Annotated in this window: 19 protein-coding genes; 12 read left to right on the top strand and 7 right to left on the bottom strand. The window is 69.3% G+C overall.

Annotation, left to right across the window (positions count from 1 at the left end; all coding sequences use genetic code 11):
- Positions 1-66 precede the first annotated feature (66 nt).
- A complete protein-coding gene (locus CFB89_RS12515) occupies positions 67-1,776 on the bottom strand; it encodes an NAD+ synthase (protein WP_089468162.1) in 1,710 nt (569 codons plus the stop codon).
- Between the two features lie 109 nt (positions 1,777-1,885).
- Here CFB89_RS12515 and CFB89_RS12520 point away from each other — a divergent pair, with 109 nt between their 5' ends.
- Positions 1,886-3,064: a GNAT family N-acetyltransferase gene (locus tag CFB89_RS12520; protein ID WP_089468163.1), complete on the top strand. Its 1,179-nt coding sequence runs from the start codon at positions 1,886-1,888 to the stop codon at positions 3,062-3,064.
- Between the two features lie 72 nt (positions 3,065-3,136).
- Here the strand turns inward: CFB89_RS12520 and CFB89_RS12525 are convergent, their stop codons facing one another.
- Positions 3,137-5,383, bottom strand: a complete 2,247-nt coding sequence (locus tag CFB89_RS12525) for a glycoside hydrolase family 3 C-terminal domain-containing protein (protein WP_089468164.1) — start codon at positions 5,381-5,383, stop codon at positions 3,137-3,139.
- A 151-nt stretch (positions 5,384-5,534) separates the two neighbouring features.
- On the opposite strand from CFB89_RS12525, the gene CFB89_RS12530 reads away from it, so the two are divergent.
- Positions 5,535-6,569 carry an AraC family transcriptional regulator gene (locus CFB89_RS12530; RefSeq protein WP_089468165.1) on the top strand — a complete coding sequence of 345 codons (1,035 nt, stop codon included), beginning with the start codon at positions 5,535-5,537 and terminating at the stop codon, positions 6,567-6,569.
- A gap of 49 nt (positions 6,570-6,618) precedes the next feature.
- Entirely contained in the window at positions 6,619-7,473 is an 855-nt protein-coding gene (locus CFB89_RS12535; RefSeq protein WP_089468166.1) for a GIY-YIG nuclease family protein, read from the top strand.
- A gap of 54 nt (positions 7,474-7,527) precedes the next feature.
- On the opposite strand, the gene ppa is transcribed toward CFB89_RS12535, so the two are convergent.
- A complete protein-coding gene (gene ppa, locus CFB89_RS12540; RefSeq protein ID WP_006489643.1) occupies positions 7,528-8,055 on the bottom strand; it encodes an inorganic diphosphatase in 528 nt (175 codons plus the stop codon).
- Positions 8,056-8,393: 338 nt separating this feature from the next.
- Between ppa and CFB89_RS12545 the strand changes: the two genes are divergently transcribed.
- The 5 genes from CFB89_RS12545 (at position 8,394) to CFB89_RS12565 (ending at position 14,021) form a co-directional block, all read left to right on the top strand.
- Positions 8,394-9,833 (top strand): aldehyde dehydrogenase family protein, encoded by a 1,440-nt coding sequence (locus CFB89_RS12545; RefSeq protein WP_089468167.1) that lies wholly within the window; start codon positions 8,394-8,396, stop codon positions 9,831-9,833.
- Positions 9,834-9,877: 44 nt separating this feature from the next.
- Positions 9,878-10,636, top strand: coding sequence for an SDR family oxidoreductase (locus tag CFB89_RS12550; protein ID WP_089468168.1), 759 nt, complete (start codon positions 9,878-9,880; stop codon positions 10,634-10,636).
- Between the two features lie 195 nt (positions 10,637-10,831).
- Positions 10,832-12,136 carry an MFS transporter gene (locus tag CFB89_RS12555; RefSeq protein ID WP_089468169.1) on the top strand — a complete coding sequence of 435 codons (1,305 nt, stop codon included), beginning with the start codon at positions 10,832-10,834 and terminating at the stop codon, positions 12,134-12,136.
- 248 nt (positions 12,137-12,384) lie between these two features.
- The gene (locus CFB89_RS12560) at positions 12,385-12,798 is read left to right on the top strand and encodes a helix-turn-helix domain-containing protein (RefSeq protein WP_089468170.1); all 414 of its coding nucleotides are present in this window, start codon (positions 12,385-12,387) and stop codon (positions 12,796-12,798) included.
- A complete protein-coding gene (locus CFB89_RS12565; RefSeq protein WP_089468171.1) occupies positions 12,795-14,021 on the top strand; it encodes an alpha/beta fold hydrolase in 1,227 nt (408 codons plus the stop codon). The genes CFB89_RS12560 and CFB89_RS12565 overlap by 4 nt, the downstream gene beginning before the upstream one ends.
- A 108-nt stretch (positions 14,022-14,129) precedes the next feature.
- Here the strand turns inward: CFB89_RS12565 and CFB89_RS12570 are convergent, their stop codons facing one another.
- Genes CFB89_RS12570 through hemC form a run of 3 tightly spaced genes read right to left on the bottom strand, consistent with a single transcriptional unit; the run spans position 14,130 to position 18,294 of the window.
- Entirely contained in the window at positions 14,130-15,317 is a 1,188-nt protein-coding gene (locus CFB89_RS12570) for a heme biosynthesis protein HemY (RefSeq protein WP_089468172.1), read from the bottom strand.
- Positions 15,318-15,319: 2 nt separating this feature from the next.
- On the bottom strand, positions 15,320-17,290 hold the full coding sequence (gene hemDX / locus CFB89_RS12575) for a fused uroporphyrinogen-III synthase HemD/membrane protein HemX (protein WP_089468173.1): 1,971 nt from the start codon (positions 17,288-17,290) through the stop codon (positions 15,320-15,322).
- Positions 17,290-18,294, bottom strand: coding sequence for a hydroxymethylbilane synthase (gene hemC, locus CFB89_RS12580; RefSeq protein ID WP_089468174.1), 1,005 nt, complete (start codon positions 18,292-18,294; stop codon positions 17,290-17,292). The genes hemDX and hemC overlap by 1 nt, the downstream gene beginning before the upstream one ends.
- A 208-nt stretch (positions 18,295-18,502) precedes the next feature.
- Between hemC and ppc the strand changes: the two genes are divergently transcribed.
- Entirely contained in the window at positions 18,503-21,529 is a 3,027-nt protein-coding gene (gene ppc, locus CFB89_RS12585) for a phosphoenolpyruvate carboxylase (RefSeq protein WP_089468175.1), read from the top strand.
- Between the two features lie 141 nt (positions 21,530-21,670).
- On the opposite strand, the gene CFB89_RS12590 is transcribed toward ppc, so the two are convergent.
- Complete coding sequence (locus CFB89_RS12590) at positions 21,671-22,423, bottom strand: class I SAM-dependent methyltransferase (RefSeq protein ID WP_089468176.1); 753 nt, start codon at positions 22,421-22,423, stop codon at positions 21,671-21,673.
- Positions 22,424-22,647: 224 nt separating this feature from the next.
- Between CFB89_RS12590 and CFB89_RS12595 the strand changes: the two genes are divergently transcribed.
- From CFB89_RS12595 to CFB89_RS12605, 3 genes are all read left to right on the top strand, one after another.
- Complete coding sequence (locus CFB89_RS12595; protein ID WP_089468177.1) at positions 22,648-23,457, top strand: helix-turn-helix transcriptional regulator; 810 nt, start codon at positions 22,648-22,650, stop codon at positions 23,455-23,457.
- Positions 23,458-23,598: 141 nt separating this feature from the next.
- Positions 23,599-25,008 (top strand): argininosuccinate lyase, encoded by a 1,410-nt coding sequence (gene argH / locus CFB89_RS12600; RefSeq protein WP_069620362.1) that lies wholly within the window; start codon positions 23,599-23,601, stop codon positions 25,006-25,008.
- Between the two features lie 99 nt (positions 25,009-25,107).
- Entirely contained in the window at positions 25,108-25,791 is a 684-nt protein-coding gene (locus CFB89_RS12605; RefSeq protein ID WP_089468178.1) for an HAD family phosphatase, read from the top strand.
- The last annotated feature ends 88 nt before the right edge of the window (positions 25,792-25,879 follow it).

Raw genomic sequence — 25,879 nt, forward strand, 5'->3', positions numbered from 1 at the left:
CTCGTTTGGATGAAAAAATCGCGTTCCCGATTGTAAGCCGGCGGGCCGCATCCGGCCCAGCACCGGTCAATCGAGCCGTTCGGTGAAGCGCGACGTGATCGGGTAGCGCCAGTCGCGCCCGAACGCGCGATGCGTGACGCGGATGCCGATCGGCGCCTGCCGGCGCTTGTATTCGTTGATCTTGATAAGCCGCGTCACGCGCTCGACGTCGGCCTGCGCGTAGCCGGCCGCGACGATCTCGGCGAGCGGCCGGTCTTCTTCCATGTACATCCGCATGATCGCGTCGAGCACGTCGTACGGCGGCAGGCTGTCCTGGTCGGTCTGGTTCTCGCGCAGCTCGGCCGACGGCGCGCGCGTCAGGATCCGCTCGGGAATCACGTCGCGCAGCGCGTAATCGGTCGTTTCGTTGCGGTAGCGGCAGAGTTGGTACACGAGGGTCTTCGCGATGTCCTTGATCACCGCGAACCCGCCGGCCATGTCGCCGTACAGCGTGCAGTAGCCGACCGCCATCTCGCTCTTGTTGCCGGTCGTCAGCACGATCGAGCCGAACTTGTTCGACAGCGCCATCAGCAGCGTGCCGCGGATGCGCGCCTGGATGTTCTCCTCCGTCGCGTCTTCCGCGCGGCCCGCGAATTCGCCCGCGAGCGCGGCGCGGAATGCATCGAACATCGGCGCGATCGCGATCTCGTCGTAGCGCACGCCGACGCGCCGCGCCATCTCCGCCGCATCGGTGGTCGAGATGTCGGCCGTGAAGCGCGACGGCATCATCACCGCGCGCACGCGCTCGGGCCCGAGCGCATCGCATGCGACGGCCAGCACCAGCGCCGAATCGACGCCGCCCGACAGTCCGATCAGCACGCCGGGAAAGCCGTTCTTGCCGATGTAGTCGCGCACGCCGGTCACGAGCGCGCGGTACACCTGCGCGTGCGTCGACAGCTCGGGCGCGATCGCGCCGGGCAGCGGCCGCGCGCCGTCGAATTCGACAATCGCGTGCCCTTCGTCGAACTGCGGCATCTTCGCGACGAGCGCGCCCTCGCCGTCGAGCACGAACGAACCGCCGTCGAACACGAGCTCGTCCTGGCCGCCGACGAGGTTCACGTACACCATCGGCAGGCCGGTCTCGCGAATCCGCGCGCGCAGGATGTCGATGCGCACCGCCTCCTTGTTCATGTGATACGGCGAACCGTTCGGGATCAGCAGCACCTGCGCGCCGGCCGCCTTCGCGATCTGCGCGGCCGACGCGTGCCACGCGTCCTCGCAGATGATCACGCCGTATTTCACGCCGTTCAGCTCGAATACGAGCGGCTCGGTGTCGGTCGCGAAATAGCGCTTCTCGTCGAACACCTCGGCATTCGGCAGATCCTGCTTGCGATAGGTGCCGACGATCTCGCCGCCGACGATCAGCGACACCGCGTTGAAGGTATCGGTGGGCGGCACGCCGCGCTCGATCGGGCGGTTTGCATTACCATCGACGGCTGATGCGCTGCCCGCCCCCCTGCCCGCACCGCGCAACGGATGGCCGACCAGCACCGCGAGCCCGTCGAACGCCTTCAGCGCGTCGGCGAGCGCATCGAGCGCGGCGGCCGCCGCCGCGTAGAACGCGGGGCGCAGCAGCAGGTCTTCGGGTGGATAGCCGGATAGCGCGAGTTCGGGGGCGACCATCAGTTGCGCACCATCGTTGTGCGCGGCGCGCGCGGCGGCGGCGATGCGCGCGACGTTGCCGGCGAAATCGCCGACGGTGACGTTGATCTGGGCGAGAGCGAGTCGGGTCTTCATGGCGGGATCGGCGCAACCCGGCGGCGCGCCTTGAACGGCTGACGAAATCGATCCGGGCGCGGGCCACGGCGGCCCGCATCCGGCAACATCCAACGGTACGGATTCACGCTTGAAACACGAACGCATCGATTATCGCACGGGCATCCTGTCGTCCCCCGCCGAGGTGCCGGCCGACGAATGGAACGCGCTGCTCGCGGGCGACGCGCAGCCCACGCCGTTCCTGCGCCACGAATTCCTCGACGCGCTGCACGTCGCGCGCTGCGCGGTGGACGACACCGGCTGGTCGCCGCACTTCGTCACGCTGACCGACGCGCGCACCGGCCGGCTCGCGGCCGCGGCGCCCGTCTACGCGAAGCAGCATTCGTACGGCGAATACGTGTTCGACTGGGCGTGGGCCGACGCATACCAGCGCAACGACCTGCCCTATTACCCGAAGCTGCTGTGCGCGGTGCCGTTCACGCCGGTGCAGGGCACGCGGCTGCTCGCGGCCGACGACGACGCGCGCCGCCGGCTCGCGGCCACGCTGCTGGCGTTCGCCGAGCAGAGCGACGTGTCGTCGCTGCACGTGCTGTTCCCGACCGGCGACGAAGCGCGGCTGCTCGAATCGATGGGGATGATGCTGCGCGAAGGCGTACAGTTCCACTGGCTCAACGACGGCTACCGTCACTTCGACGATTTCCTCGGCACGCTCGAACAGAAGAAGCGCAAGAACATCCGCGCGGAGCGGCGCAAGGTGCACGACGCGGGCGTGACCTTCCGGCGGCTCACCGGCGACCAGATCACCGACGCCGACTGGCGTTTCTTCTCGCGCTGCTATCGGCAAACGTACCGCGAACATTATTCGAGCCCGTACCTGAACCTCGACTTCTTCCGCACGATCGGCGCGACGATGCCCGAGAACCTGCTGCTCGTGATCGCGGAAGCCGACGGGAAGCCGATCGCGAGCGCGCTCGCCGTGTACCGGCGCGGCGAGCACGGCGGCGGCACGCTGTACGGCCGCTACTGGGGCGCGATCGAGCACGTGCCCTGCCTGCATTTCGAAACCGCCTACTACCAGTTGCTCGAATTCTGCATCGAGGCCGGGCTCGATACGTTCGAAGGCGGCGCGCAGGGCGAGCACAAGCTCGCGCGCGGTTTCCTGCCGACCGTCACGCACTCCGCGCACTGGCTCGCGCATCCGGCGTTTTCCGATGCGGTCGCGCGCTTTCTCGAACGCGAGACCGAGCATGTCCACGCGTACGTCGACGAACTGCGCGAACACGATCCGTTCCGGCGCAACACCGGCTAGCGTCATCCGGCGCGCCGCGCAGGCGGCGAAGCCACGCTGGGGCCTCGCCGCCTGTCGTCCGCCTCAGCCGGTTCAGTGCGCGGCGAGCGTCACCGTCTGCGACAGCGCCAGCGGATCGCGCGACGACGCGGCCGCCGACAGCCCGTAGCTGCCCGCGCCGATCCGCCATGCGTGCGCGCTCGCATCCCACACCGCGAAGCGCTGCGCCGGCACCGCGACGCTGACCGTGCGCGCCTCGCCCGGCTGCAGCGCGACCTGGGTCCAGCCGACGAGCCGCTTCGGCGGCTCGCCGAGCGACGCGGGCAGCGCCGCGTAGATCTGCACCGTGTGCGTCCCGGCGCGCGCACCGGTATTCGTCACCGTCACGCCGACCGTCACGTTGCCCGCGGCATCCGCCTGCGCGGACATCGCCGACAACGCATAGGTCGTGTACGACAACCCGTAGCCGAACGGGAACAGCGGCTCGATCGCCTTCGCGTCGAACCAGCGATAGCCGTACGCGAGCCCTTCCGCATAGACGTTCTGCAGGTTCGACGGATCGATCGTCGGCTGCGGCAGGTCGGCCTCCTGCTTCGGGAACGTGAGCGGCAGCCGGCCCGACGGGTTGGCGTCGCCGAACAGCAGGTCGGCGATCGCCTGGCCGCCTTGCGCGCCCGGATACCACACGTCCAGCACGCCATGCACGTTCGCGAGCCACGGCATCAACACCGGGCTGCCGTTCTCGAGCACGACGATCACGCGCCTGGCCTTCGCGGCGACCGCGGCGATCAGCGCGTTCTGGTCGTATTGCTGGTTGTACGGGTCCGCCTTCGCATCGGGCAGCGACAGGCTCGCGAGGTCGAGCCCTTCCGTCTGCCACTGCGTGGCGAACACGATCGCGACATCGGCCTGTGCGGCCGCGCTCGCCGCGGCATTCGCGTCGGTCCCGTCGAGATAGCTGACCGACGCGTTCGGCGCCTTCGCGCGAATCGCCGCAAGCGGCGCGGACTTGTACCAGGTCGCGCACCCGCCGAACAGCATGTCGGCCGGTTGCTGGCACGACGTCACCGCGTTGCCGTCGATCGCGGGCACCGCACCCGAGCCGCCGCCCGACAGCACGCCCGCGTCCGCATGCCCGCCGATCACGACGACCGACTTGAGCGCGCCTGCGGCGAGCGGCAGCACCGGTTGCGCGTCGCCCGGCGCGGCCGCGTTCTTCAGCAGCACCGCCGCCTGCCGTGCGATCGCGAGCGCATCGGCGTTGCCGGCGGCTTCGTCGATCGCGCCGCCCGGCTTCGGCGGCGCGTCCATCACGCCGATGCGGATCAGCGTGCGCAGCTTGCGCTGCACCATGTCGTTCAGCCGTGCGGCCGATACGCTGCCGGCCTGCAGCGCCGCGCGCAGCTTCGAATTGAAGTACGAGCCGAGCGGCGCGTTGCCGTCGTCGGCCGCGCCCGGCTGTTCCTCGTCGAGCCCGGCCTGCACGGCCGCGACCGTCGAATGCGTCGCGCCCCAGTCGGACTGCACGACGCCCTTGAAACCCCATTCGTTCTTCAGCACCGTCGTCAGCAAATACGGGTTCTCGCACGCATACACGCCGTTCAGCTTGTTGTACGAGCACATCACGTTGCCCGGTTGGCCGTCCTTCACGCCGATCTCGAACGCGAGCAGTTCGGCCTCGCGCATGGTTCGCTCGTCGACGACCGAATCGACCGTCATCCGGTTGGTTTCCTGATCGTTGAACGCGAAATGCTTGATCGTCGCGCTCACCTTCTGCGCCTGCGTGGCCTGCGTGCGCGCGGCGCTCAGCGTGCCCGCGAGCACCGGGTCCTCGCCCATGTATTCGAAGGTGCGGCCGTTGCGCGGCTCGCGCGCGAGGTTCACGCCGCCGCCGAGCCCTTCCGCGAAACCGAGCGCGCGCAGTTCGAGCGCGATGCGCGTGCCGTAGGTGCCCGCAAGCGCCGGGTCCCACGTCGCCGCGAGCGCGACCGGCGCGGGCAGCGCGGTCACGCGCGCATTCTTGACGTTCACGCCGCCCGCCGAATCGGCGCTGCTGACCGCCGGAATGCCGAGCCGCGGCACGCCCGGGATGTAGCTCGCGCCGTTCAGCGCGCCGGCCGGAAACGGGCCGCCCAGGCCGAGCGCGGGCATGCCCGTGCCATGCACGAGCTGCAGCTTCTCGTCGGTCGTCAGTTGCGCGACGAGCGCGGCCGCGCGCTGATCGGCTGTCGCGTCGGGGTCGGTCGGGGCGTGAATGTCGTCGCCGCCGCACGATGCGAGCAGCACCGTGAGCGCGCACGCGGACGCAATCGTCGAACACCGGAACAGCGAAGTTTTCATTGATCCTCCAGAATCGTTCTGTTGTACTTGTCGCCTCACTCCAGCGTCCAAGTCTAAAAATCGACCGGTCACCACGCTTGACCGGCGGGAGCATGCGTTGACCTCTCGCAGCGGGGACAAACCCGAACGGCATGACGACAGGGAGACAGACATGGAGCTGCAACAGAAATCGGTATCCGTCCGGATCTACCGCTGGCTGTGCGAAGACGCGCGCATGAACGGCATCGATCCCGCACCGCTTTACGAGACGCTCGGCATCGGGCCAGCCGAGCTCGCCGACGACATGCGCCGCATCGCGGGCGACCGGCACGTGGCCGCGATGCAACTGACGAACGACTGGCCGCTGTCGTGGCACCGCCCGCCGCCGCAGGTCGAGCCGTGGCTCGTGCCGTTTCCCGAACTCGCGGGCGTCACGTGCAACGCGGCGACGCTGCGCGACGCGCTGCACGGCTACCTGCGCTATCGCGAGCTGATCGGCAACGTCGACTGGGTCTTCGCGCATGAGAACGGCGACGCGATCGCACTCGAATACGTGAACGAAGGCAACGGCCGGCACGCGGGCAGCGCGTTCGCCAACCTCGCGATCCTCGCGGCGCTCGCACGCCTGTACGATCCGCGCGCGCGCATTCACGACGCCGAATTCGCCGGCCGCGCGTTCGCGCCCGTTGCCGCGCTACGCGACATGCTCGGGGCGCCGGTGTCGTTCGATGCCGCGCACAACCGCCTCGTGCTGCGCTCCGCGCACTTCGACACGCCGTTCGAGCGCTACAACGCGCCGCTTGCCGGCATCCAGCGGCATGCGGCCGACGCCGCACGCGAGCGCGTGCGCGCTCGTTCGACGTTCGGCGCGTCGGTCGAGCAATGCGTGCGCGACTGGCTGCGCACGTCCGACGCCGCCGACGTGCCGACCGATACGCTGATGCAGCACGTCTGCACGCGCTTCGCGATGTCGCGCTGGACGTTGCGCCGACGCCTGCATCGCGAAGCGGTCGGTTTCCATGCGCTCGTCGCGCAGGCGCGGCTCGGCGAGGCGCGCGACCTGCTGCTCAACACGCAGTTGCCGATCGGCGAGATCGGCGTGCGCGTCGGCTTCCGATCGACGAGCGCGTTCACGCGCTTCTTCACGCGCGAACTCGGCGCGGCGCCGAGCCGCTTTCGCGACGGGCACGGCAGCCGGCGGCGTTGACGCCCGTTTTTTCTGAGACACTGGCGGCTTCGCATCCCGCCGCCCTGCCATGTCCTGGTTTCTGTATCTGATCGAATGCGCCGACGACAGCGTCTACACGGGCATCACGACCGACGTCGCCGCGCGCTTCGACGAACACGCGTCCGGCAAGGGCGCGCGCTACACGCGCTCGCGCAAGCCGCGCGCGGTGCTCGCGGCGTTTGCGCTGCCCGACCGGTCGAGCGCGTCGCGCGCCGAATACTGGGTGAAGCGGCTCACGCCCGCGAAAAAGCGCGAGCTGGCGGCCGGGTTGCGGACGCTGGAATCGGTGTTGCCGGTGGTCGTCACGTCACGCGACGAGAGCGGAGACACGGCCCGGACGAAGGCGACGGCGCGCGGGCGGAAGAAAGGGAAGGCGGAAAATGTCGGCGATGCGGCGGAGACGGCTGCAACGGAACAGGTGGCCGGGAAAGAGGTGAAGGCCGGGAAAGTCGGCGGGGCTGCAACGGCCGCGAAGAAGGCGAAAACGGCGAAGGGCAAACAAGCCGCGAAGTCGACGAAGCCAAATCAAGCCGGGCCGGGCGCGAAACGTGCCAAAGCCGACGGCGATGCAGCCGCAAAAACGACCGCGTCGCGTGGCACACCGGTAAAGAAACCCGGCCTGCCGCCCGCATCCGCGTCGTCAAAAACGAAGGCGCCGGCCGCCGCTGGCAAACCAGCCGCCGCGAACGTACGCGAAGACGCCGCTTCCGCACCGGCCCGCCGCCGTCCAGCGGCCACGCAAGCCGCCGAAGCCGCCGCTCCGTCCGTTGCCGCGTCCCGCGCGAAACGCGCGAGGAAAGCACCGGCCACCCCGCTCCCGCCCGTCTCCGCGTCCGCCCGCCGGAAAACCGCGCGCGCAAAACAAAACCGCGCGGCCTCCTGAGGAGACACGCGCGGTTCGCGTTCCGTACGTGCCGGCCGCCGGCCGGCACGCCGCTTACTTCTTGTAGTTCGCGGCGCCGTCGGTGATTTCCTTGTGCGCGGCTTCGATGCCGGCCCAACCTTCGACCTTCACCCACTTGCCCTTCTCGAGCGCCTTGTATTGCTCGAAGAAGTGCTTGATCTGGTCCTTCAGGTACTCGGGCACGTCGTCGATCGTCTTCAGGTTCGCCGTCATCGGGCAGATCTTGTCGTGCGGCACCGCGACCAGCTTCGCGTCGACGCCCGACTCGTCGGTCATCTGCAGCATGCCGAGCACGCGCGAACGCACGATCGAGCCGGCCAGCAGCGGGAACGGCGTGATCACCAGCACGTCGACCGGATCGCCGTCGCCCGACAGCGTCTGCGGGATGTAGCCGTAGTTCACCGGGTAGCGCATGCCCGTGCCGATGAAGCGGTCGACGACGAGGAGGCCCAGTTCCTTGTCCGCCTCGTATTTCACCGGATCGCTTTGCGCGGGAATCTCGATGATCACGTTGAAATCTTGCGGCAGGTCCTTGCCGGCCGGAACATGATTGAAGCTCATGAGCACTCTCTGTAGGTCGATGGGAATTCGGGACAGGGCGCCGCGGCCGATGCATGGCCGCGGGCATTCCCCAAAAGGAATGCGCCATTATAGCCAATCGACCGGTGGCGTCCGGATGACGATCGGCGCGATAATCGTTCCGGATGTCCGGGCGTCGAACCGGCGGCGGCGCGGCACGTCGATCGCAAAGCATAGGCACGAGTCGGTGCCAAAGTGCTGACCGGGTCGACTGCGATGCATGGGATCCGAGCGAGCGCTGAAGCGCTAACTTGCGTCGACCGCTTTGCATGGGACCCAAGTAAGCGCTAAAGCGCTAACTTGGGTCGACAGGAGGAGACATGGAAGAGGCGAAGCACTTCATCGCGGGCGAATGGACGTTGCCCGCGCAACTGGAAACCATCGCGGTCGTCGATCCGTCCGACGGACAGCCGTTCGCGACGATCGCACGCGGCACCGCGCCCGACGTCGAGCGCGCGGTCTCCGCGGCCCGCGACGCGTTCGCGGGCCCGTGGGGCGCCGCGAGCGCCGCCGAACGCGGCCGCGTGCTGATGCGGCTGTCGGCGCGCGTGGCCGATTCGATCGAGGAACTCGCCGCGATCGAGGCACGCGACACCGGCAAGCCACTGAAGCAGGCGCGCGCCGATGCAGCCGCGCTCGTGCGCTACTTCGAGTTCTACGCGGGCGCCGCCGACAAGCTGCACGGCGAAACCCTCCCCTACCAGGCCGGCTACACGGTGCTGACGGTGCGCGAGCCGCACGGCGTCACGGGGCATATCGTGCCGTGGAACTACCCGATGCAGATCTTCGGGCGCAGCGTCGGCGCGGCGCTGGCCGCCGGCAACGCATGCGTGGTCAAGCCGGCCGAGGACGCATGCCTGTCCGTGCTGCGCGTCGCCGAGCTCGCCGCCGAAGCCGGGCTGCCGGCCGGCGCGCTCAACGTCGTCACCGGCTACGGCCACGAAGCGGGCGCCGCGCTCGCCCGCCATCCGGGCATCGACCACATCTCGTTTACGGGTTCGCCGGCCACCGGCAAGCTGGTCACGCAGATGGCGGCCGAGAACCACGTGCCCGTCACGCTCGAACTCGGCGGCAAGTCGCCGCAAATCGTGTTCGCCGATGCCGATCTCGACGCGGCGCTGCCCGTGCTCGTGTCCGCGATCGTGCAGAACGGCGGGCAAACGTGCTCGGCCGGCAGCCGCGTGCTGATCGAGCGCGCGGTGTACGAGCCGCTCGTCGAGCGCCTCGCCACCGCGTTCAACGGGCTGCGCGTCGGCCCGAGCCGCGCCGATCTCGATTGCGGCCCGCTGATCAACGCGAAGCAGCAGCAGCGCGTGTGGGATTTCCTGTCCGACGCGCAGCACGACGGCATTCCGATGGCCGGCCACGGGCAGGTCGTCGCCGACGCGCCCGAAACCGGCTTCTACCAGGCGCCCGCGCTGTTGCGCGACGTGCCGCCGTCGCACCGGCTCGCGCAGGAGGAAGTGTTCGGCCCCGTGCTCGCGGCGATGCGCTTCGTCGACGAGGACGAAGCCGTCGCGCTCGCGAACGGCACGCCGTACGGCCTCGTCGCGGGCATCTGGACACGCGACGGCGCGCGCCAGATGCGGCTTGCGCGGCGCCTGCGCGCGGGCCAGGTGTTCATCAACAACTATGGCGCGGGCGGCGGCGTCGAGCTGCCGTTCGGCGGCGTCGGCCATTCGGGCCATGGCCGCGAGAAAGGCTTCGAGGCGCTGTACGGCTTCACCGCGCTGAAGACGATCGCGATCCGGCACGGCTGAACGCGCGGCGCGCAACGACTCGATACAAGTACAGGAGACACACCATGCGGTTGAGCGGCAAGACGGCCATCGTCACGGGCGGCGGTTCGGGGTTCGGCGAAGGCATCGCGAAGACGTATGCGCGCGAAGGCGCGAACGTCGTCGTCAACGATCTGAACGGCGCGGCGGCCGAGCGCGTCGCGAGCGAGATCGCGCTCGCGGGCGGCAAGGCGATCGCGATGGCCGGCGACGTGTCGAAGGAGGACGACTGGCGCGCGCTGCTGCAGGCCGCGCTCGACGATTTCCATTCGGTGCAGATCGTCGTGAACAACGCGGGCACCACGCACCGCAACAAGCCCGTGCTCGACGTGACGGAAGCCGAATTCGACCGCGTGTACGCGGTCAACATGAAGAGCCTGTTCTGGTGCGTGCAGACCTTCGTGCCGTATTTCCGCGCACAGGGCGGCGGCGTGTTCGTGAACGTCGCGTCGACGGCCGGCGTGCGGCCGCGCCCGGGCCTCGTCTGGTACAACAGCACGAAGGGCGCGATGATCACCGCGAGCAAGTCGCTCGCGGCCGAGCTCGGCGCCGATCGCATCCGCGTGAACTGCATCAACCCGGTGCTCGGCGAAACCGCGCTGATGACCGAGTTCATGGGCTGCGAGGACACGCCGGACAATCGCCGCCGCTTCCTCGCGACGATCCCGCTCGGCCGCTTCTCGACGCCGCAGGACATCGCGAACGCCGCGCTGTACCTGGCGTCCGACGAAGCCGAATTCATCACCGGCGTGTGCCTCGAAGTCGACGGCGGACGTTGCATCTAGTTGTACCGGCCGCACGATCGCCCGTCTTGCTTTGCACGAAACCGGATCGGACGCGCCGCTGCGTCTGCGCCGGCCAACTACAACGACAGCGGTACATGGGATCCGGGCAACCGCCAAAGCGCCAACTTGGATCGACCGCAAAGCATGGGATCCAAGCAAGCGCCAAAGCGCCAACCTCGATCGACAGGAGACAACATGGCAACATCGACGCAGTCGCTGCCGGGCTCGTCCGGCGCATTCGAGGAAGCAACCTACCGCAAGGTGTCGTGGCGGCTCCTGCCGCTCCTGCTGCTGTGCTACGTGGTCGCGTATCTCGACCGCGTAAACGTCGGGTTCGCGAAGCTGCAGATGGCGAGCGACCTGAACCTGAGCGACACGGTGTACGGGCTCGGCGCAGGGATCTTCTTCTTCGGCTATTTCCTGTTCGAGGTGCCGAGCAACATCATCCTGCACAAGGTGGGCGCCCGCGTGTGGATCGCCCGCATCATGGCGACGTGGGGCGTGATCTCGATCCTGACGATGTTCGTCACGACGCCCGCGATGTTCTACGTGATGCGCTTCCTGCTCGGCGTCGCCGAAGCAGGCTTCTTCCCCGGCGTGATCCTCTACCTCACCTACTGGTATCCCGCGCACCGGCGCGGCCGGATGACGACGTTCTTCATGACGGCCGTCGCGCTGTCCGGCGTGATCGGCGGGCCGATCTCGGGCTTCATCCTGAAGGCGTTCGACGGCGTGAGCGGTTGGCACGGCTGGCAATGGCTGTTCCTGCTCGAAGGCATTCCGTCGGTGCTCGCCGGCGTGCTCGTGTTCTTCGCGCTCGACGAGCGGATCGCGAAGGCGACGTGGCTGACCGACGAAGAAAAGGCGCTGCTCGCCCGCAACGTCGACGCGGAAGAAGCCACCAAGGAAGACCCGCCGCTCGGCGCCGTGATGTCGAGCCCGCGCGTCTGGCTGATGGCGCTGATCTATTTCTCGTTCGTGATGGGGCTCTACGGCGTCGGCTTCTGGCTGCCGACGATCATCAAGGCGACGGGCGTGACCGACACGTTCATGATCGGCCTGCTGTCGGCGATTCCGTATGCGGCGGCGGTGGTCGCGATGATCCTGATCGCGCGCAGCGCGGACAAGCGCCGCGAACGCCGCTGGCACCTCGCGATTCCGGCCGCGATCGGCGCGCTCGGCCTCGTGCTGTCGGTGGTCTGGGCACACCAGACCGCGCTCGCGATGCTGGGCCTCACGCTCGCGACGATCGGCATCCTGACGACGCTGCCGCTGTTCTGGAGCCTGCCGACCGCATTCCTCGGCGGCACGGCCGCCGCGGCCGGCATCGCGATGATCAACTCGATCGGCAACCTCGCGGGCTTCCTGAGCCCGTACCTGATGGGCTGGCTCAAGCAGGCGACAGGCGCCAACGATGCGGGCATGTACATGCTGGCCGGGTTCCTCGTGCTCGGCGGGCTGCTGGCGCTGTCGGTGCCGAAGCGGCTCGTCGACAAGTGACGACGCGCGGCGCGTAAAGGCGCACCCGGATTTCTCGAACACGCCGGCCGATTTCCGGCTCGTTTCCCCCGATACGCCCCGACGTCCGGCATTGCCGGTCGCCGGGGCGTTTTCGATTCCGGACAGGCACAACCCCGATCGGCGGAATGTCCCGCCCATCCGGCGACAATCCCTTGATCACCAAAATATTCCCTTATGCTCCTTCATATATGGAACAATAAAGATAATCAGGGAATTACCTACAACTCATGTTCCACACCGTCGAAGACACTGCCGCCCGCCTGCGCGTCCACCCGAAGACCGTCCTGCGGTTCATTCGCGACGGCAAGCTGCGCGCAACGCGGGTCGGTCGCGCATACCGCATCCTCGATGTCGACCTCGCCGCGTTCGCCCGGACGGAGCCGGCCGCCCCCGCGCCGCGTGCGGTGCGCGTCACCAGCATCGTCGACATTCCGGATGGGTCGCAGTCGCTGCACCAGTACCTGTCGCGATCGCTGCACGCGATGGCGTCCGGCCGCACCTCGTATGTCGACCCCGTGCGAATCGACGTCACGTTCGATCCCGCGTCGAGCGTGGTCAAGATCATCGTGGCCGCGACACCGGCCGACACGGCCGCGCTGATGTCGTCGCTCGACATGCTGCTTCAGCAAAGCGGGACATGAGCGCAATCTTCAAGTCACCCCGCCATGCCCGCGCGATTCGCACCGCTTACGCGGCCGCGCTGTCGCACTGGCCGGCCGGACATCGGCGCGTCACCGTGCAAACGCGTCTTGGCGCGACGCACGTGATCGTCTGTGGCCCCGAACACGCGCCGCCGGTCGTGCTGATCCACGGCGCACAGACGACGGCGGCAAGCTGGCAGCATCACGCGGCCGCGTGGTCGACGCACTTCCGGCTCTACGCGATCGACGTGATCGGCGAAGCGGGACCGAGCGCGCCGTCGCGGCCGCCGCTCGCGGGCGACGCCTATGCGCAGTGGCTCGACGACGTGCTCGACGGTCTGCAGGTGCCGCGCGCCGCGTTCGTCGGCATCTCGCTCGGCGCGCGCACGGCGCTCGACTTCGCGTTGCGCCGGCCGACGCGCGTCACCCGGCTCGCGCTGCTCTGCCCGTCCGGCATCGGCAGGCAGAAGCCGTTTCTGTGGTGGGCGCTGCCGCTGCTGCTGCTCGGCGATGCCGGGCGCGCATGCGTGCGGCGGCGCGTGCTGGGTCGCCTGCCGCCGGCATCGACGCCGGCCGAACGGGACGCGCTCGCCCTGATGCGCGCGATCGATCGCGGCTTTCGTCCGCGCATCGAGCCGGTTCCGCGATTCGACGACGCCATGCTCCGCACGTTGTCCATGCCCGTGCTGGCGATCGTCGGCGGCCGCGACGTGATGCTCGATTCCCGCGACACGCGGGATCGCCTGACGCGCCTCGTGCCGCACGCGCAGGTGCGGTTTCTTCCCGAGCAGCCTCACTTCATCCGCGGGCAGCGCGACGCCTTACGCACTTTTCTCTCATCGACGGAAGCACTCGACATGCACCATCGAATCGTTCAGGTGGCGGGCAGCCGCGTGCTGGTCCGCGATCCTTCCGCCGACCTCGTGCAGCGGGAAAGCGACGCGCTCGATCTCGTCGCGCTCGCACACGAGCATGAAGCCGACTGGATCGCCGTTCCCGTCGACTCGCTGCACGACGACTTCTTCCGGCTCGACAGCAAGCTGGCCGGCGCCGTGCTGCAAAAGCTGGCCAACTACGGCGTCCGGCTCGGCGTCGTCGGCGACATCGACCGCTGGCTCGCGCACAGCGAAGCGCTGCGCGCGCTCGTTCGCGAGTGCAATCGCGGGCAATCGGTGTGGTTCGTCGCAAGCGAGGACGACCTGCTGCGCAGGCTCGGCGCGTAACGCCCCGCGCGCCGCGCACCCTGCTGCCTCGCGACGGACGAAAAAAAGCCCCGAAGGCCGATCGGCGTTCGGGGCTTTTTACACGGCGCCGAGCGGCGCAGCGCCGCGTCACACCACGGTGATCGCGAGCGCGCTTTCGCGGTAGTGCTTCGCCGCCTTGTCGGTTTCGCCGAGCTGCTCGAACAGGCGGGCGAGCGCACGATGCGCGCGCACCCTCAGCGCCTCGTTGTCGGCCAGCTTCAGCGCCGATTCGAGGAACGACTGCGCCTTGCCCCACAACTGCTGCTGCTGGCAGAGGCGGCCGAGTGCGAACAGCAGGTCGGCATCGTCCGGATGATCCTTCTTCCAGCCTTCGGCCTTCTGGATCAGCGGCAGCGCATCGGCGCCGGCCGTGTCCGGGTAACGGCGCAGCAGGCGTGCATCCCAGTTGTGCGCGAGCGCGTCCTCGACGATGCGGCGCGCTTCGTTGCGGCGCTCGAGCGGCACCAGCAACTCGGCCGCGAGATCGGCCAGGCGCGGCGACTGGCGCTCGACCGGCGACAGCGACTGCCACACCTCAAGCAGCGCATCCGGATCGTGCCGGCGTTCGCGCAACAGGTTTTCCGCGGCCTGCTGACGCAGCCGCACGGCCGCGGCCGGATGCAGCGCCTCGCGCTTTTCGAGCGCTTTCGCGAGCTTCAGCACCTCGGCCCAGTTCTTCAGTTGCTGCTGCGCACGCAGCGCGACCTGCTGCGCGTGAATGCGCTTGCCGCCGGCCTGCATGTCGGCCAGCGCGGCGAGCGCGCCGTCGGCGTCGCGTGCATCCGCGCGCATGTCGGCCGCGGCGAGCAGGCGGGCATCCTGCCATTCGGGCGCGTCGACCTTCGACAGCCAGTCGTCGCGGCGCGTGTACTCGTGCATCCGGTGCGCGGCCGTGGCCGCGACGAGACTCGCGGCGCCCAGGTTCGCGTCGACCGACATCGCTTCGCGCGCAGCCTTCTCGGCACGCGAAAAACGACCCGCGTACAGGTTCGCGATCGCGTCGCGCAGCGACGCCTGCGCCTTCTCGTTGCGCGAACGCGCCCGATACGCGGCGACCCGCTGCGGCATGCGCCAGATGTTGCGCACGATGCGCAGCAGCGCATACACGACGATGAACAGCACGACGATGGCGATCACGAACAGGTTCAGCGACACGTCGATCCGGTACGGCGGATAGACGAGCAGCACCTGCCCCGCGTCGAAACGGCCGACGGTCGCAAGCGCCGCGGCGATCGCGAACAGGACCGCGAGCCAGACGATTCCTCGAAGCGTCATCGTTACCCCCGGCTCTTGAACTGCTGAACGGCGTTCAGGCTCGTGTTCAGGTTCGGCACCGCGACCGTCAGCGATGCGCCGTCAACCTGCTTGAGCAGATCCTCGACGGTCTGCGTATCCTTCGATGCCTGATCGAAATACTTGCCAAGCGACGCCTGGGCGGCGTGCAGGTCGGCCTTCATCGCGCTGTCGTTGCGCGCCAGCAGCGACAGCCGCGCGGTGAGCAGGCGCAGCTTCACGTTCTCGCGCACGAAGTAGCCCTGATCGGGGGACGCGAGCATCGCGTCCGCGTTGTCGATCCGGCGCACCTGCACGAGGCCCTTCAATTGCTCGCCGAGGCCGGCCGAGAACGCGTGCCACCACACCTTCCAGCGCGGCTCGCCGGCGGCGACCGACGAGGCCGGCTCGGCCGGCGCGGCCTTCGGCGCCGCGTGCGGCACGATCGCCTCGCCGGACAGCGGCAGCGCGTCGATCTTGGCGATCGCGTCGTCGAGCTTGATCGCGAGGCCGGTGAGATCGGCCGCCGGCGCGGCCTTCAGCTTCTCGATGTCCTGCGCGAGCGCCTTGCGCACCGTGACGGCTTGCGCGCTCTGCGACGTCGCGAGACGCGCGTCGGCGTTCTGCAGCGCGATCAGCGCGAGCTGCGTGTTGCCGGTCAGCTGAAGCTGCTGGCTCGCGCTCGACAGCATCTGGTCGACTTCCTCGAGCATCCACGCATCGCGGTTGCGCGACAGGTCCTGGTATTGCTGCTGCAGCGCCTGCTGCGCGCTCTGCGCATCGGCAAGCTTGCCGTCGAGCTGCGCGAGCTGCGTGTCGACCTGGTGCGTGCTGGCGAGCGCCTGCTCGGTCTTCATCCGCGTTTCGGCCGCTTGCGCGTCGAGCGCCTTCTGGCGCGCGACGAACGTGCCGTCGAGCCGGTCGATCTTGCGGTTCAGCGCATAGCCGCCGACACCTGCCGCGCAGCCGAGCACGACGACGACGAACCACAGCACCGCGCTGCCGCCGCGGCGCGCACGCGGCTCGGACGCGAGATAAGGAGGGCTGGACGGCGGTGCGGATGCAGCGGCCGGCTGGGAAGCGACGCTTTTGGAATCGTTGGTATCTGTCATGCGTTTAGTCACCGGTACGGCTGTCGCCGGTTGGACGGCCTCGTCGGCCATCGTTCGAAACGCGCGGACGATGCGCTCATCGCCCGCGCCGGTCAGCGTAATCCTATCAAAACCCAATGCGCGCGCGGTCTGCTCGATCCGCGGGTGCGGCGTGACGAGCGGCGCATGCTTCAGCGCGTCGATCTCGGCATCGTTCAGATGAGCCCGCGCGAGTTCGTGCAGGTTGCGCACGCCTTCCGAACTCGTGACGAGCCACGCGTGCGGCTGGCCGTCGAGCAGCGCGTGCACGCGCTCCCACGCGCCGACGCGCGGCTCCGGCACGACGCGCCGGTACGCGGCGACGAGCGTGACGTCAGCACCGGCCTCGCGCAGGCGCTCGGCGAGCCATTCGCGCCCGCCGTCGCCGCGCACGATCAGCACACGCTTGCCCGCCAGCGCCTGCGCGCCGCCGAACGCCGCGTCGATGCTCGCGAACAGGCTTTCCGAATCGTAATGGGGCACGCCGCCGTCGGCCGGCGCCTGCGGCGCGATCACGCGATGCGCGGGCGCCGCGATGCCGTGACGCTCGAGCGCCGCGACGCTGCCGGGCCCGACCACGCCGACCGGCAGCGCGTTCGGCCAGATCGCGCCGTACCGCGCGAGCGCGCGGTCGATCGCGTTCGGCGACACGAAAATCACCAGCGCGTAGTCGGCCAGCGCCGCGAACGCGGCGTCGAGCGGCGCCGGATCGTCGACCGGCGCGATATCGATCAGCGGGAATTCGAGCACGTCGCAGCCGGCGTCGGCCAGTTGCGACGCGAGCGCGTCGGACTGGCCGTCCGGACGCGTCAGGACAGCGGTGAACGCGCGCGCGCCGCCCGTCATCAGGCGTCGCCCTTGCCCGCGGCCTGCGAGCCGGCGAGCAGCGCCTGGACGATGTCGAGCGCGCCTTGCGCCTCGAGCTCGTCGGACACCGCGCGGCCGAGCGCGAGCGCATCGGCGACGGTCACGACCGCGCCGCACGCCTCGGCCGTCAGCACGCGCTTGCCGTCGGTGGTCGACACGCGGCCGGTCAGGTACAGCTCGCCCGCACGCCACACCGCGTGCGCGGCAAGCGGCACCTCGCAGCTGCCGCCGAGCGCGCGCGACACCATCCGCTCCGCCTCGACGGCCAGCGCGGTGTGCGGGTCGTGCAGCGGCGCGAGCCACGCGGCGACGTCGTCGCGATGCGCGGCGATCTCGATGCCGAGCGCGCCCTGGCCGGCGGCCGGCGGGCTGGCTTCGACGTCGAGCAGCGCGCGGATCCGCGTTTCGAGGCCGAGGCGTTTCAGGCCGGCGGCCGCGAGGATGATCGCCGCGTAGTCGCCGCGGTCGAGCTTCGCGAGGCGCGTGTCGAGGTTGCCGCGCAGCGGCAGGACCTCGAGGTGCGGATAGCGCGAACGCAGCATCGCCTCGCGGCGCAGGCTCGACGTGCCGACGACCGCGCCGGCCGGCAGCGCGTCGAGCGACGCGTAGTCGTTCGACACGAACGCATCGCGCGGGTCTTCGCGTTCCATGATCGCGGCGAGCGAGAAGCCGTCGGGCAGCGCCATCGGCACGTCCTTCAGCGAATGCACGGCGAGATCGGCGCGACCATCGGCCAGCGCGGCCTCCAGTTCCTTCACGAACAGGCCCTTGCCGCCGACCTTCGACAGCGTGCGATCGAGAATCTGATCGCCGCGCGTCGTCATCCCGAGGATTTTCACGTCACAAGCTGGATATAATTTGCGCAGCGCATCACGCACATGTTCGGCTTGCCACATCGCCAGGCGGCTCTCGCGCGAAGCAATCGTCAACGTCGCGGGCGGCTGTGCCTGCTGCGGCCCGGCCGCGGGGGTCTCGGAATTCATTGCTGGAACATCGAAGGACGGGATTGAAGATCGAACAATGGTAGCACGCACGCCCCGGCCCGCCCGGGCCCGGAGCCTGCGCCCGGCCTGCTTCCGCGCGGGTCGCGGCGCCGTTGTGCGGACGTGCCGCACGTAGCTGGTTGCTTGACCGCAGTTCCCGCAGTTTCCGCAGTTCCTTTTGACTCGAGCTTTCCCAAGGAAACCCATCGTGAAGTCTTCCGGATCGGCGCGTACGGCGCGCCGCAATGCTGCCTTGCCCTCCCCCGATGCCTCGACGGACACCGTCGCCACCGCCCCGAACGGCCGTGCGAAAACGGCAACGAAATCCACGGCAACGAAACCGAAAGACCCGATACGTCAGACAAAACGCGCGACGAAAGCCCCGAGCCCCGCCCGCAATGCCGTCGCGCCGAAGGCCGGCACCCGCACGCGCGACGACAAGGATCGCCCGCTGTTCGAGGACATCCGCTTCCTCGGCCGCCTGCTCGGCGACGTCGTGCGCGAACAGGAAGGCGATACGGTGTTCGACGTGGTCGAGACGATCCGCCAGACCGCGGTCAAGTTCCGCCGCGAGGACGACAGCGAAGCCGCGCAGACGCTCGAGAAGAAGCTGCGCAAGCTGACGCCCGAGCAGACGGTGAGCGTCGTGCGCGCGTTCAGCTATTTCTCGCACCTCGCGAACATCGCGGAAGACCGCCACCACAACCGCCGCCGCCGCATCCACGCGCTGGCCGGCTCCGCGCCGCAGCCGGGCACGGTCGCGTACGCGCTCGACCAGCTGAAAACCACCGGCAACGCGTCGAAGCGCCTGCTGCAGCGCTTCTTCGACGATGCGCTGATCGTGCCGGTGCTGACCGCACACCCGACCGAAGTGCAGCGCAAGAGCATCCTCGACGCGCAGCACGACATCGCGCGCCTGCTCGCCGAGCGCGACCAGGAGCTGACCGCGCGCGAGCGCCAGTACAACGAAGCGATGCTGCGCGCGCGCGTGACCGCGCTGTGGCAGACGCGCATGCTGCGCGACGCGCGCCTGACGGTCGGCGACGAGATCGAGAACGCGCTGTCGTACTATCGCGCGACGTTCCTCGACGAGTTGCCCGCGCTGTACGGCGACATCGAGGCCGCGCTCGCCGAGCACGGTCTGTCGGCCCGCGTGCCCGCGTTCTTCCAGATGGGCAGCTGGATCGGCGGCGATCGCGACGGCAACCCGAACGTGACGGCCGCGACGCTCGACGAGGCGATCAACCGCCAGGCCGCGGTGATCCTCGAGCACTATCTGGAACAGGTGCACAAGCTCGGCGCCGAGCTGTCGGTGTCGAACCTGCTGGTCGGCGCGAACGACGCGGTGAAGGCGCTCGCGGCCGCATCGCCCGACCAGTCGCCGCATCGCGTCGACGAACCGTATCGCCGCGCGCTGATCGGCATCTACACGCGGCTCGCCGCGAGCGCGCGCGTGCGTCTCGGCGAAGGCACGGTGCCGGTGCGCAGCGCGGGCCGCGGCGCGCCGCCGGTGCGCGCGATCCCGTACGAGGATTCCGAAGCGTTCGTCGCCGATCTGAAAGTGCTGACCGCGTCGCTCGACGAACACCACGGCGCGTCGCTCGCCGCCCCGCGCCTCGCGCCGCTCGTGCGCGCGGCCGAAGTGTTCGGCTTCCATCTCGCGAGCATCGACCTGCGCCAGAGTTCCGACATCCACGAGGCGGTGGTGGCCGAACTGTTCGCGCGGGCGGGCGTCGAGGCCGACTATGCGGCCCTCGCCGAGGAAGACAAGCTGCGCGTGCTGCTCGCCGCGCTCGCCGATCCGCGCCCGCTGCGCTCGCCGTACATCGAATACTCGGCGCTCGCGCAGAGCGAGCTCGGCGTGTTCGAGAAGGCGCGCGAGGTCCGCGCGCAATTCGGTGCGCGCGCGGTGCGCAACTACATCATTTCGCACACGGAAACCGTCAGCGACCTCGTCGAGGTACTGCTGCTGCAGAAGGAGACGGGCCTGCTCGAAGGCACGCTCGGCGTGCCGGGCAGCGACGCGCGCAACAGCCTGATGGTGATCCCGCTGTTCGAGACGATTCCCGACCTGCGCGACGCGTCGCGCATCATGCGCGAATACTTCGCGCTGCCGGGCATCGACGCGCTGATCGCGCATCAGGGCGCGGAACAGGAAGTGATGCTCGGCTACTCGGACAGCAACAAGGACGGCGGCTTCCTCACGTCGAACTGGGAGCTGTATCGCGCGGAACTCGCGCTCGTCGACCTGTTCCGCGAGCGCAAGATCACGCTGCGGCTGTTCCACGGCCGCGGGGGCACGGTCGGCCGCGGAGGCGGCCCGACCTACCAGGCGATCCTGTCGCAGCCGCCGGGCACCGTGAACGGCCAGATCCGCCTGACCGAACAGGGCGAGGTGATCGCGAGCAAGTTCGCGAACCCGTCGATCGGCCGGCGCAACCTCGAGACGGTCGTCGCCGCGACGCTCGAGGCGTCGCTGCTGCCGCAATCGAACGCGCCGGCGCAGTTGCCCGCGTTCGAGGCCGCGATGCAGACGCTGTCCGATTCGGCGATGGCCGCGTATCGCGCGCTCGTCTACGAAACCCCGGGCTTCACCGACTACTTCTTCTCGTCGACGCCGATCACCGAGATCGCCGAACTGAACATCGGCAGCCGCCCGGCGTCGCGCAAGCTGCAGGACCCGAAGCAGCGCAGGATCGAGGATCTGCGCGCGATTCCGTGGGGCTTCTCGTGGGGCCAGTGTCGGCTGCTGCTGACCGGCTGGTACGGCTTCGGCAGCGCGGTGAGCGCGTATCTCGACGGCGCGCAGGACGACGCCGAACGCGCGAAACGCGTGACGCTGCTGAAGAAGATGAACAAGACCTGGCCGTTCTTCGCGAACCTGCTGTCGAACATGGACATGGTGCTCGCGAAGACCGATCTCGCGGTCGCGTCGCGCTATGCGCAGCTCGTGTCCGACCGCAAGCTGCGCAAGCACGTGTTCGAGCGGATCGTCGCGGAATGGGAGCGCACGTCGCGGGCGCTCGCGGAAATCACCGGGCAGGAAGGCCGCCTCGCGACCAACCCGCTGCTCGCGCGCTCGATCAAGAACCGCTTCCCGTATCTCGATCCGCTGAACCACCTGCAGGTCGAACTGATCAAGCGTCACCGCGCGGGCGACACGAACGCGCGGCTGCGCCGCGGGATTCACCTGACGATCAACGGGATCGCGGCCGGCCTGCGCAACACCGGCTGATCGGCGCGCGGTGCGGGCGCCGGGCGTGGTCGGCGCCGGCCGGGAGAACGAAAGCCGCGATACGCGTTCCTGCGTATCGCGGCTTTTTTCATGCGACGACGAAATGCGAAATGGCGCAACGGCGCGGCGCGCGCCGCACGCTCAGTGAGCGTCGATCAGCAACGCATCGTGCTCGAACGAACCGTCGGGCTGCACCGCGTAATAGCCGCGCACCTCGTCCGGCGCATGCGCCCACAGCGCGCGAATGCCGGCGACGCTGTCGGCCGGCGTGCGGATGCGCTGGACCCACGTGTCGAAATCGATCGGCAGCCGCCAGCGGCTGTGCACCTGCGCGTCGAAACCGGCTGCGCGGAACATCGCGAGCCATTCGTCCGCGCGGTAGTCGCGCACGTGCGACGCGTCGCGCAGCACTTCCGCGGCCTGCAGATACGTATCGAGCAGCGGATGGTCGTTGCCCGCGATGTCGATCATCAGCACGCGGCCGCCCGGCTTCAGCACGCGGCGCACCTCGGCGAGTGCCGCGCGCACGTCGTGCCAGTGGTGCGCGCTCATCCGGCTCACGACCCAGTCGAACGTCGCGGCGTCGAACGGCAGCCGCTCGGCCGGACCCTGCTGCGAGCGGATGTTCGCGAGTCCGCGCTCGCGCGCGGCCGCGTCGACCGTCGCGAGCATCGGCGCGGCGAGATCGTACGCGACCACGTCGCGCACGTGCGGCGCGACCGCGAAGCTCGCGTGGCCGGCGCCGCAACCGAGGTCGAGCACCGCGGCATCGGGCGTCGCACGCACCGCGTCGGCGAGCGTTTGCAGGTCGGCGCCCGTCGCATGGACCGTGCTCGTCAGATAGGCGGCGGCCGTCGTGCCGAATGCGTCGGCGACCTGGTCGTGATGTTTCATTGTTTGCTCCTTTCCTGGATGCAGTCGGCCGAACCCGGCGCATCCGCGCGCGACCCGGCCCCGTGCAACGTTTTGTGGGACGCGCGCTGCCCTGCCAGCGCGCGAGCCGCTACAATAGGCCTGCGTTTGTACCAGTACAAGTTAAGCAGTTATTCTGGTATTCGATCCACCTGTCTGATCGTTCGATCGTTGCCGCGTTTTCGCCTCCACTTCGCCGTTTCCGCATGAACCAGCCGTCCTCCGCCCCCGTCCCGCCGCTCGACGCCACGCCCGCCCGCGCGCTCGGCGAATTCATCCGCGCCCACCGCGAGCGGCTGTCGCCGCAGGCCGTCGGCCTGCCGCCCGGCCCGCGCCGCCGCACGCCGGGCCTGCGGCGCGAGGAAGTCGCGCAACTGTGCGGCGTCAGCCCGACCTGGTACACGTGGATCGAGCAGGGCCGGCCCGTGTCGGCCTCGGCCGACGCGCTCGCCCGGATCGCCGTCGCGTTGCAGTTGTCCAGGGCCGAGCGCGCGTATCTGTTCGAGCTGGCCGCGCAGCGCGACCCGGCCGAGCCCGACGTCGCGGGCGGCGACCTGCCGCCGACGCTCGGCGCGACCGTCGCCGCGATCGCGACGCCCGCCTACGTGCTCGACCGCCAATGGAACGCGCTCGCGTGGAATGCGCCGGCCGCCGCGCTCTTTTCCGGCTGGCTCGACGGCGAGCACGACCGCAACCTGCTGCGCTTCACGTTCATGTCGCCGGCCGCCCGCACGCTGATCGTCGACTGGGAAACCCGCGCGCGGCGGCTCGCGGCCGAATTCCGCGCCGACGCGATCCGCCACCTGACCGATGCGCCGACGCGCGCGCTGATCGACGCGCTGACGGCCGGCAGCGACGCGTTCGCGCAGTACTGGGCGTCGCAGGACGTGTTCGAGCGCGAAGGCGGGCTGCGCGAATTCGACCATCCGGCCGACGGCCGCCTCGTGTACCAGCAGATCACGCTGAAGCCCGCGCACCGCGAGGACCTGAAGCTCGTCGTGCTGGTGCGCGACTGAGCGCGCCGCCGCCCTCACCCGCGCCGGCCGCCCGCCGCCGGTCGCCCGCCGCCGGTCGCCGGTCGCCCGCCGCGCGAATGTTAGAATCGCGGGATTCCCTCGGCGGCGCACGGCCGCCCAACTCCCCTTCGAAGAATCGCCATGACGTCCCAACTGCACAAAAAGGGCGAGGCCTGGTCGGCCCGCTTCTCGGAACCGATGTCGGAGCTGGTCAAGCGCTACACGTCGTCGGTGTTTTTCGACAAGCGCCTCGCGCTCGTCGACATCGCCGGCTCGCTCGCGCACGCGAACATGCTCGCCGCGCAGAAGATCATCAGCGCCGACGACCTCGCCGCGATCGAACGCGGGATGGCGCAGATCAAGGGCGAGATCGAGCGTGGCGAATTCGAATGGCAGCTCGACCTGGAAGACGTCCACCTGAACATCGAGGCGCGCCTGACCGCGCTGATCGGCGATGCCGGCAAGCGCCTGCATACGGGCCGCTCGCGCAACGACCAGGTCGCGACCGACATTCGCCTGTGGCTGCGCGGCGAGATCGACCGCATCGGCGGCCTGCTGAACGACCTGCGCGGCGCGCTGATCGACCTCGCGGAACAGAACGCCGACACGATCATGCCGGGCTTCACGCACCTCCAGGTCGCGCAGCCCGTCACGTTCGGCCATCACCTGCTCGCGTACGTCGAGATGTTCACGCGCGACGCGGAACGCATGCGCGACTGCCGCACCCGCGTGAACCGCCTGCCGCTCGGCGCGGCCGCGCTCGCGGGCACGAGCTACCCGATCGACCGTCATGCGGTCGCGAAGACGCTCGGCTTCGACGGCATCTGCGCGAACTCGCTCGACGCGGTGTCCGATCGCGACTTCGCGATCGAATTCACCGCGGCGTCGGCGCTGGTGATGACGCACGTGTCGCGTTTCTCCGAAGAACTCGTGTTGTGGATGAGCCCGCGCGTCGGCTTCATCGACATCGCCGACCGCTTCTGCACCGGCAGCTCGATCATGCCGCAGAAGAAGAACCCGGACGTGCCCGAGCTCGCGCGCGGCAAGACCGGCCGCGTGAACGGCCACCTGATGGCGCTGCTCACGCTGATGAAGGGCCAGCCGCTCGCGTACAACAAGGACAACCAGGAAGACAAGGAACCGCTGTTCGACACGGTCGACACCGTCGCCGACACGCTGCGGATCTTCGCGGAAATGGTCGCCGGCATCACCGTGAAGCCGGACGCGATGCGCGCGGCCGCGCTGCAGGGCTTCTCGACCGCCACCGACCTCGCCGACTACCTGGTCAAGCGCGGCCTGCCGTTCCGCGACGCGCACGAAGCCGTCGCGCACGCGGTGAAGATCTGCGACGACCGCGGGATCGATCTCGCCGACCTGACGCTCGACGAAATGAAGCAGGAACTGCCGAACGTCGCGCACCTGATCGGCGACGACGTGTTCGGCTACCTGACGCTCGAAGGGTCGGTCGCGAGCCGCAATCACCCGGGCGGCACCGCGCCCGACCAGGTACGCGCGGCCGTCAAGGCTGCCCGCGCCGCGATCGGCAAGTAACGGCCTGCAGCCACGGATGCCTTCGGCGTCCGTTTTTCATTCGGGCGGCTGTCGCGCCGCCCGTCGCCTTTCCGCTTCACCGCTTCTCGGATGCCCCCGATGACCTTTTCCGCCGCGCTCTTCGACATGGACGGCCTGCTCGTCGATTCCGAGCGGACCATCATGAACACGTGGATCGACGTGTCGAACGCGCACGGCGTCGTGCTGACCGAGATCGATTACCTGCAGATCGTCGGCCGCTCGTTCGCCGAAGGCCAGGTGATCCTCGCGCGGCTGATCGGCGACGCCGATACGTTCGACGCGGTGCGCGTCCGCGTGCGCGAGCAACTCGCCGCGCCCGAACCCCATCCGAAGTTTCCGCTGAAGTCGGGCGCGCTCGCGCTGCTCGACACACTCGCGCAGGCCGGCATTCCGTGCGCGGTCGCGTCGTCGTCCGCGACCGACGTGATCCGCGCGCGGCTCGACGCGGTCGGCGTGCTGCCGTTCTTCCGCGCGATCGCGGGCGGCAACGAAGTCGCGCGCGGCAAGCCCGACCCGGCCGTCTACCGGCTCGCGGCCGAGCGTCTCGGCGTGCCGGCGCAGGCCTGCGTCGCGTTCGAGGACAGCGACTTCGGCGCGCTGTCGGCGGCCGGCGCCGGCGCCGCGGTCGTCACCGTGCCCGACCTGAAGGCGCCGACGCCCGAGATCGTCGCGCTGAGCCTGCACGTGCTCGCGTCGCTCGACGACGCGGTCGCGCTCGTGCCGTCGTGGTTCGGCCGTCTGGATATGCGGCAGCCCGCGTAAGCGGCGCACGCGCCGCCCCCATGCAAACGGGCACCCGAGGGTGCCCGTTTTGCGTTGCCGCGCCGGCTCGCCGGCATCGCCGCGATGG

The sequence above is a fragment of the Burkholderia sp. AU16741 genome (assembly GCF_002223345.1).
In the GTDB taxonomy this organism is placed as follows: domain Bacteria; phylum Pseudomonadota; class Gammaproteobacteria; order Burkholderiales; family Burkholderiaceae; genus Burkholderia; species Burkholderia sola.

Bases quoted from the DNA above. Each gene is read 5' to 3' on its own strand.
- CFB89_RS12515 (WP_089468162.1), bottom strand. From the start codon at position 1,776: ATGAAGACCCGACTCGCTCTCGCCCAGATCAACGTCACCGTCGGCGAT.
- CFB89_RS12525 (WP_089468164.1), bottom strand. From the start codon at position 5,383: ATGAAAACTTCGCTGTTCCGGTGTTCGACGATTGCGTCCGCGTGCGCG.
- CFB89_RS12530 (WP_089468165.1), top strand. From the start codon at position 5,535: ATGGAGCTGCAACAGAAATCGGTATCCGTCCGGATCTACCGCTGGCTG.
- CFB89_RS12535 (WP_089468166.1), top strand. From the start codon at position 6,619: ATGTCCTGGTTTCTGTATCTGATCGAATGCGCCGACGACAGCGTCTAC.
- ppa (WP_006489643.1), bottom strand. From the start codon at position 8,055: ATGAGCTTCAATCATGTTCCGGCCGGCAAGGACCTGCCGCAAGATTTC.
- CFB89_RS12545 (WP_089468167.1), top strand. From the start codon at position 8,394: ATGGAAGAGGCGAAGCACTTCATCGCGGGCGAATGGACGTTGCCCGCG.
- CFB89_RS12550 (WP_089468168.1), top strand. From the start codon at position 9,878: ATGCGGTTGAGCGGCAAGACGGCCATCGTCACGGGCGGCGGTTCGGGG.
- CFB89_RS12555 (WP_089468169.1), top strand. From the start codon at position 10,832: ATGGCAACATCGACGCAGTCGCTGCCGGGCTCGTCCGGCGCATTCGAG.
- CFB89_RS12560 (WP_089468170.1), top strand. From the start codon at position 12,385: ATGTTCCACACCGTCGAAGACACTGCCGCCCGCCTGCGCGTCCACCCG.
- CFB89_RS12565 (WP_089468171.1), top strand. From the start codon at position 12,795: ATGAGCGCAATCTTCAAGTCACCCCGCCATGCCCGCGCGATTCGCACC.
- CFB89_RS12570 (WP_089468172.1), bottom strand. From the start codon at position 15,317: ATGACGCTTCGAGGAATCGTCTGGCTCGCGGTCCTGTTCGCGATCGCC.
- hemDX (WP_089468173.1), bottom strand. From the start codon at position 17,290: ATGACGGGCGGCGCGCGCGCGTTCACCGCTGTCCTGACGCGTCCGGAC.
- hemC (WP_089468174.1), bottom strand. From the start codon at position 18,294: ATGAATTCCGAGACCCCCGCGGCCGGGCCGCAGCAGGCACAGCCGCCC.
- CFB89_RS12590 (WP_089468176.1), bottom strand. From the start codon at position 22,423: ATGAAACATCACGACCAGGTCGCCGACGCATTCGGCACGACGGCCGCC.
- CFB89_RS12595 (WP_089468177.1), top strand. From the start codon at position 22,648: ATGAACCAGCCGTCCTCCGCCCCCGTCCCGCCGCTCGACGCCACGCCC.
- argH (WP_069620362.1), top strand. From the start codon at position 23,599: ATGACGTCCCAACTGCACAAAAAGGGCGAGGCCTGGTCGGCCCGCTTC.
- CFB89_RS12605 (WP_089468178.1), top strand. From the start codon at position 25,108: ATGACCTTTTCCGCCGCGCTCTTCGACATGGACGGCCTGCTCGTCGAT.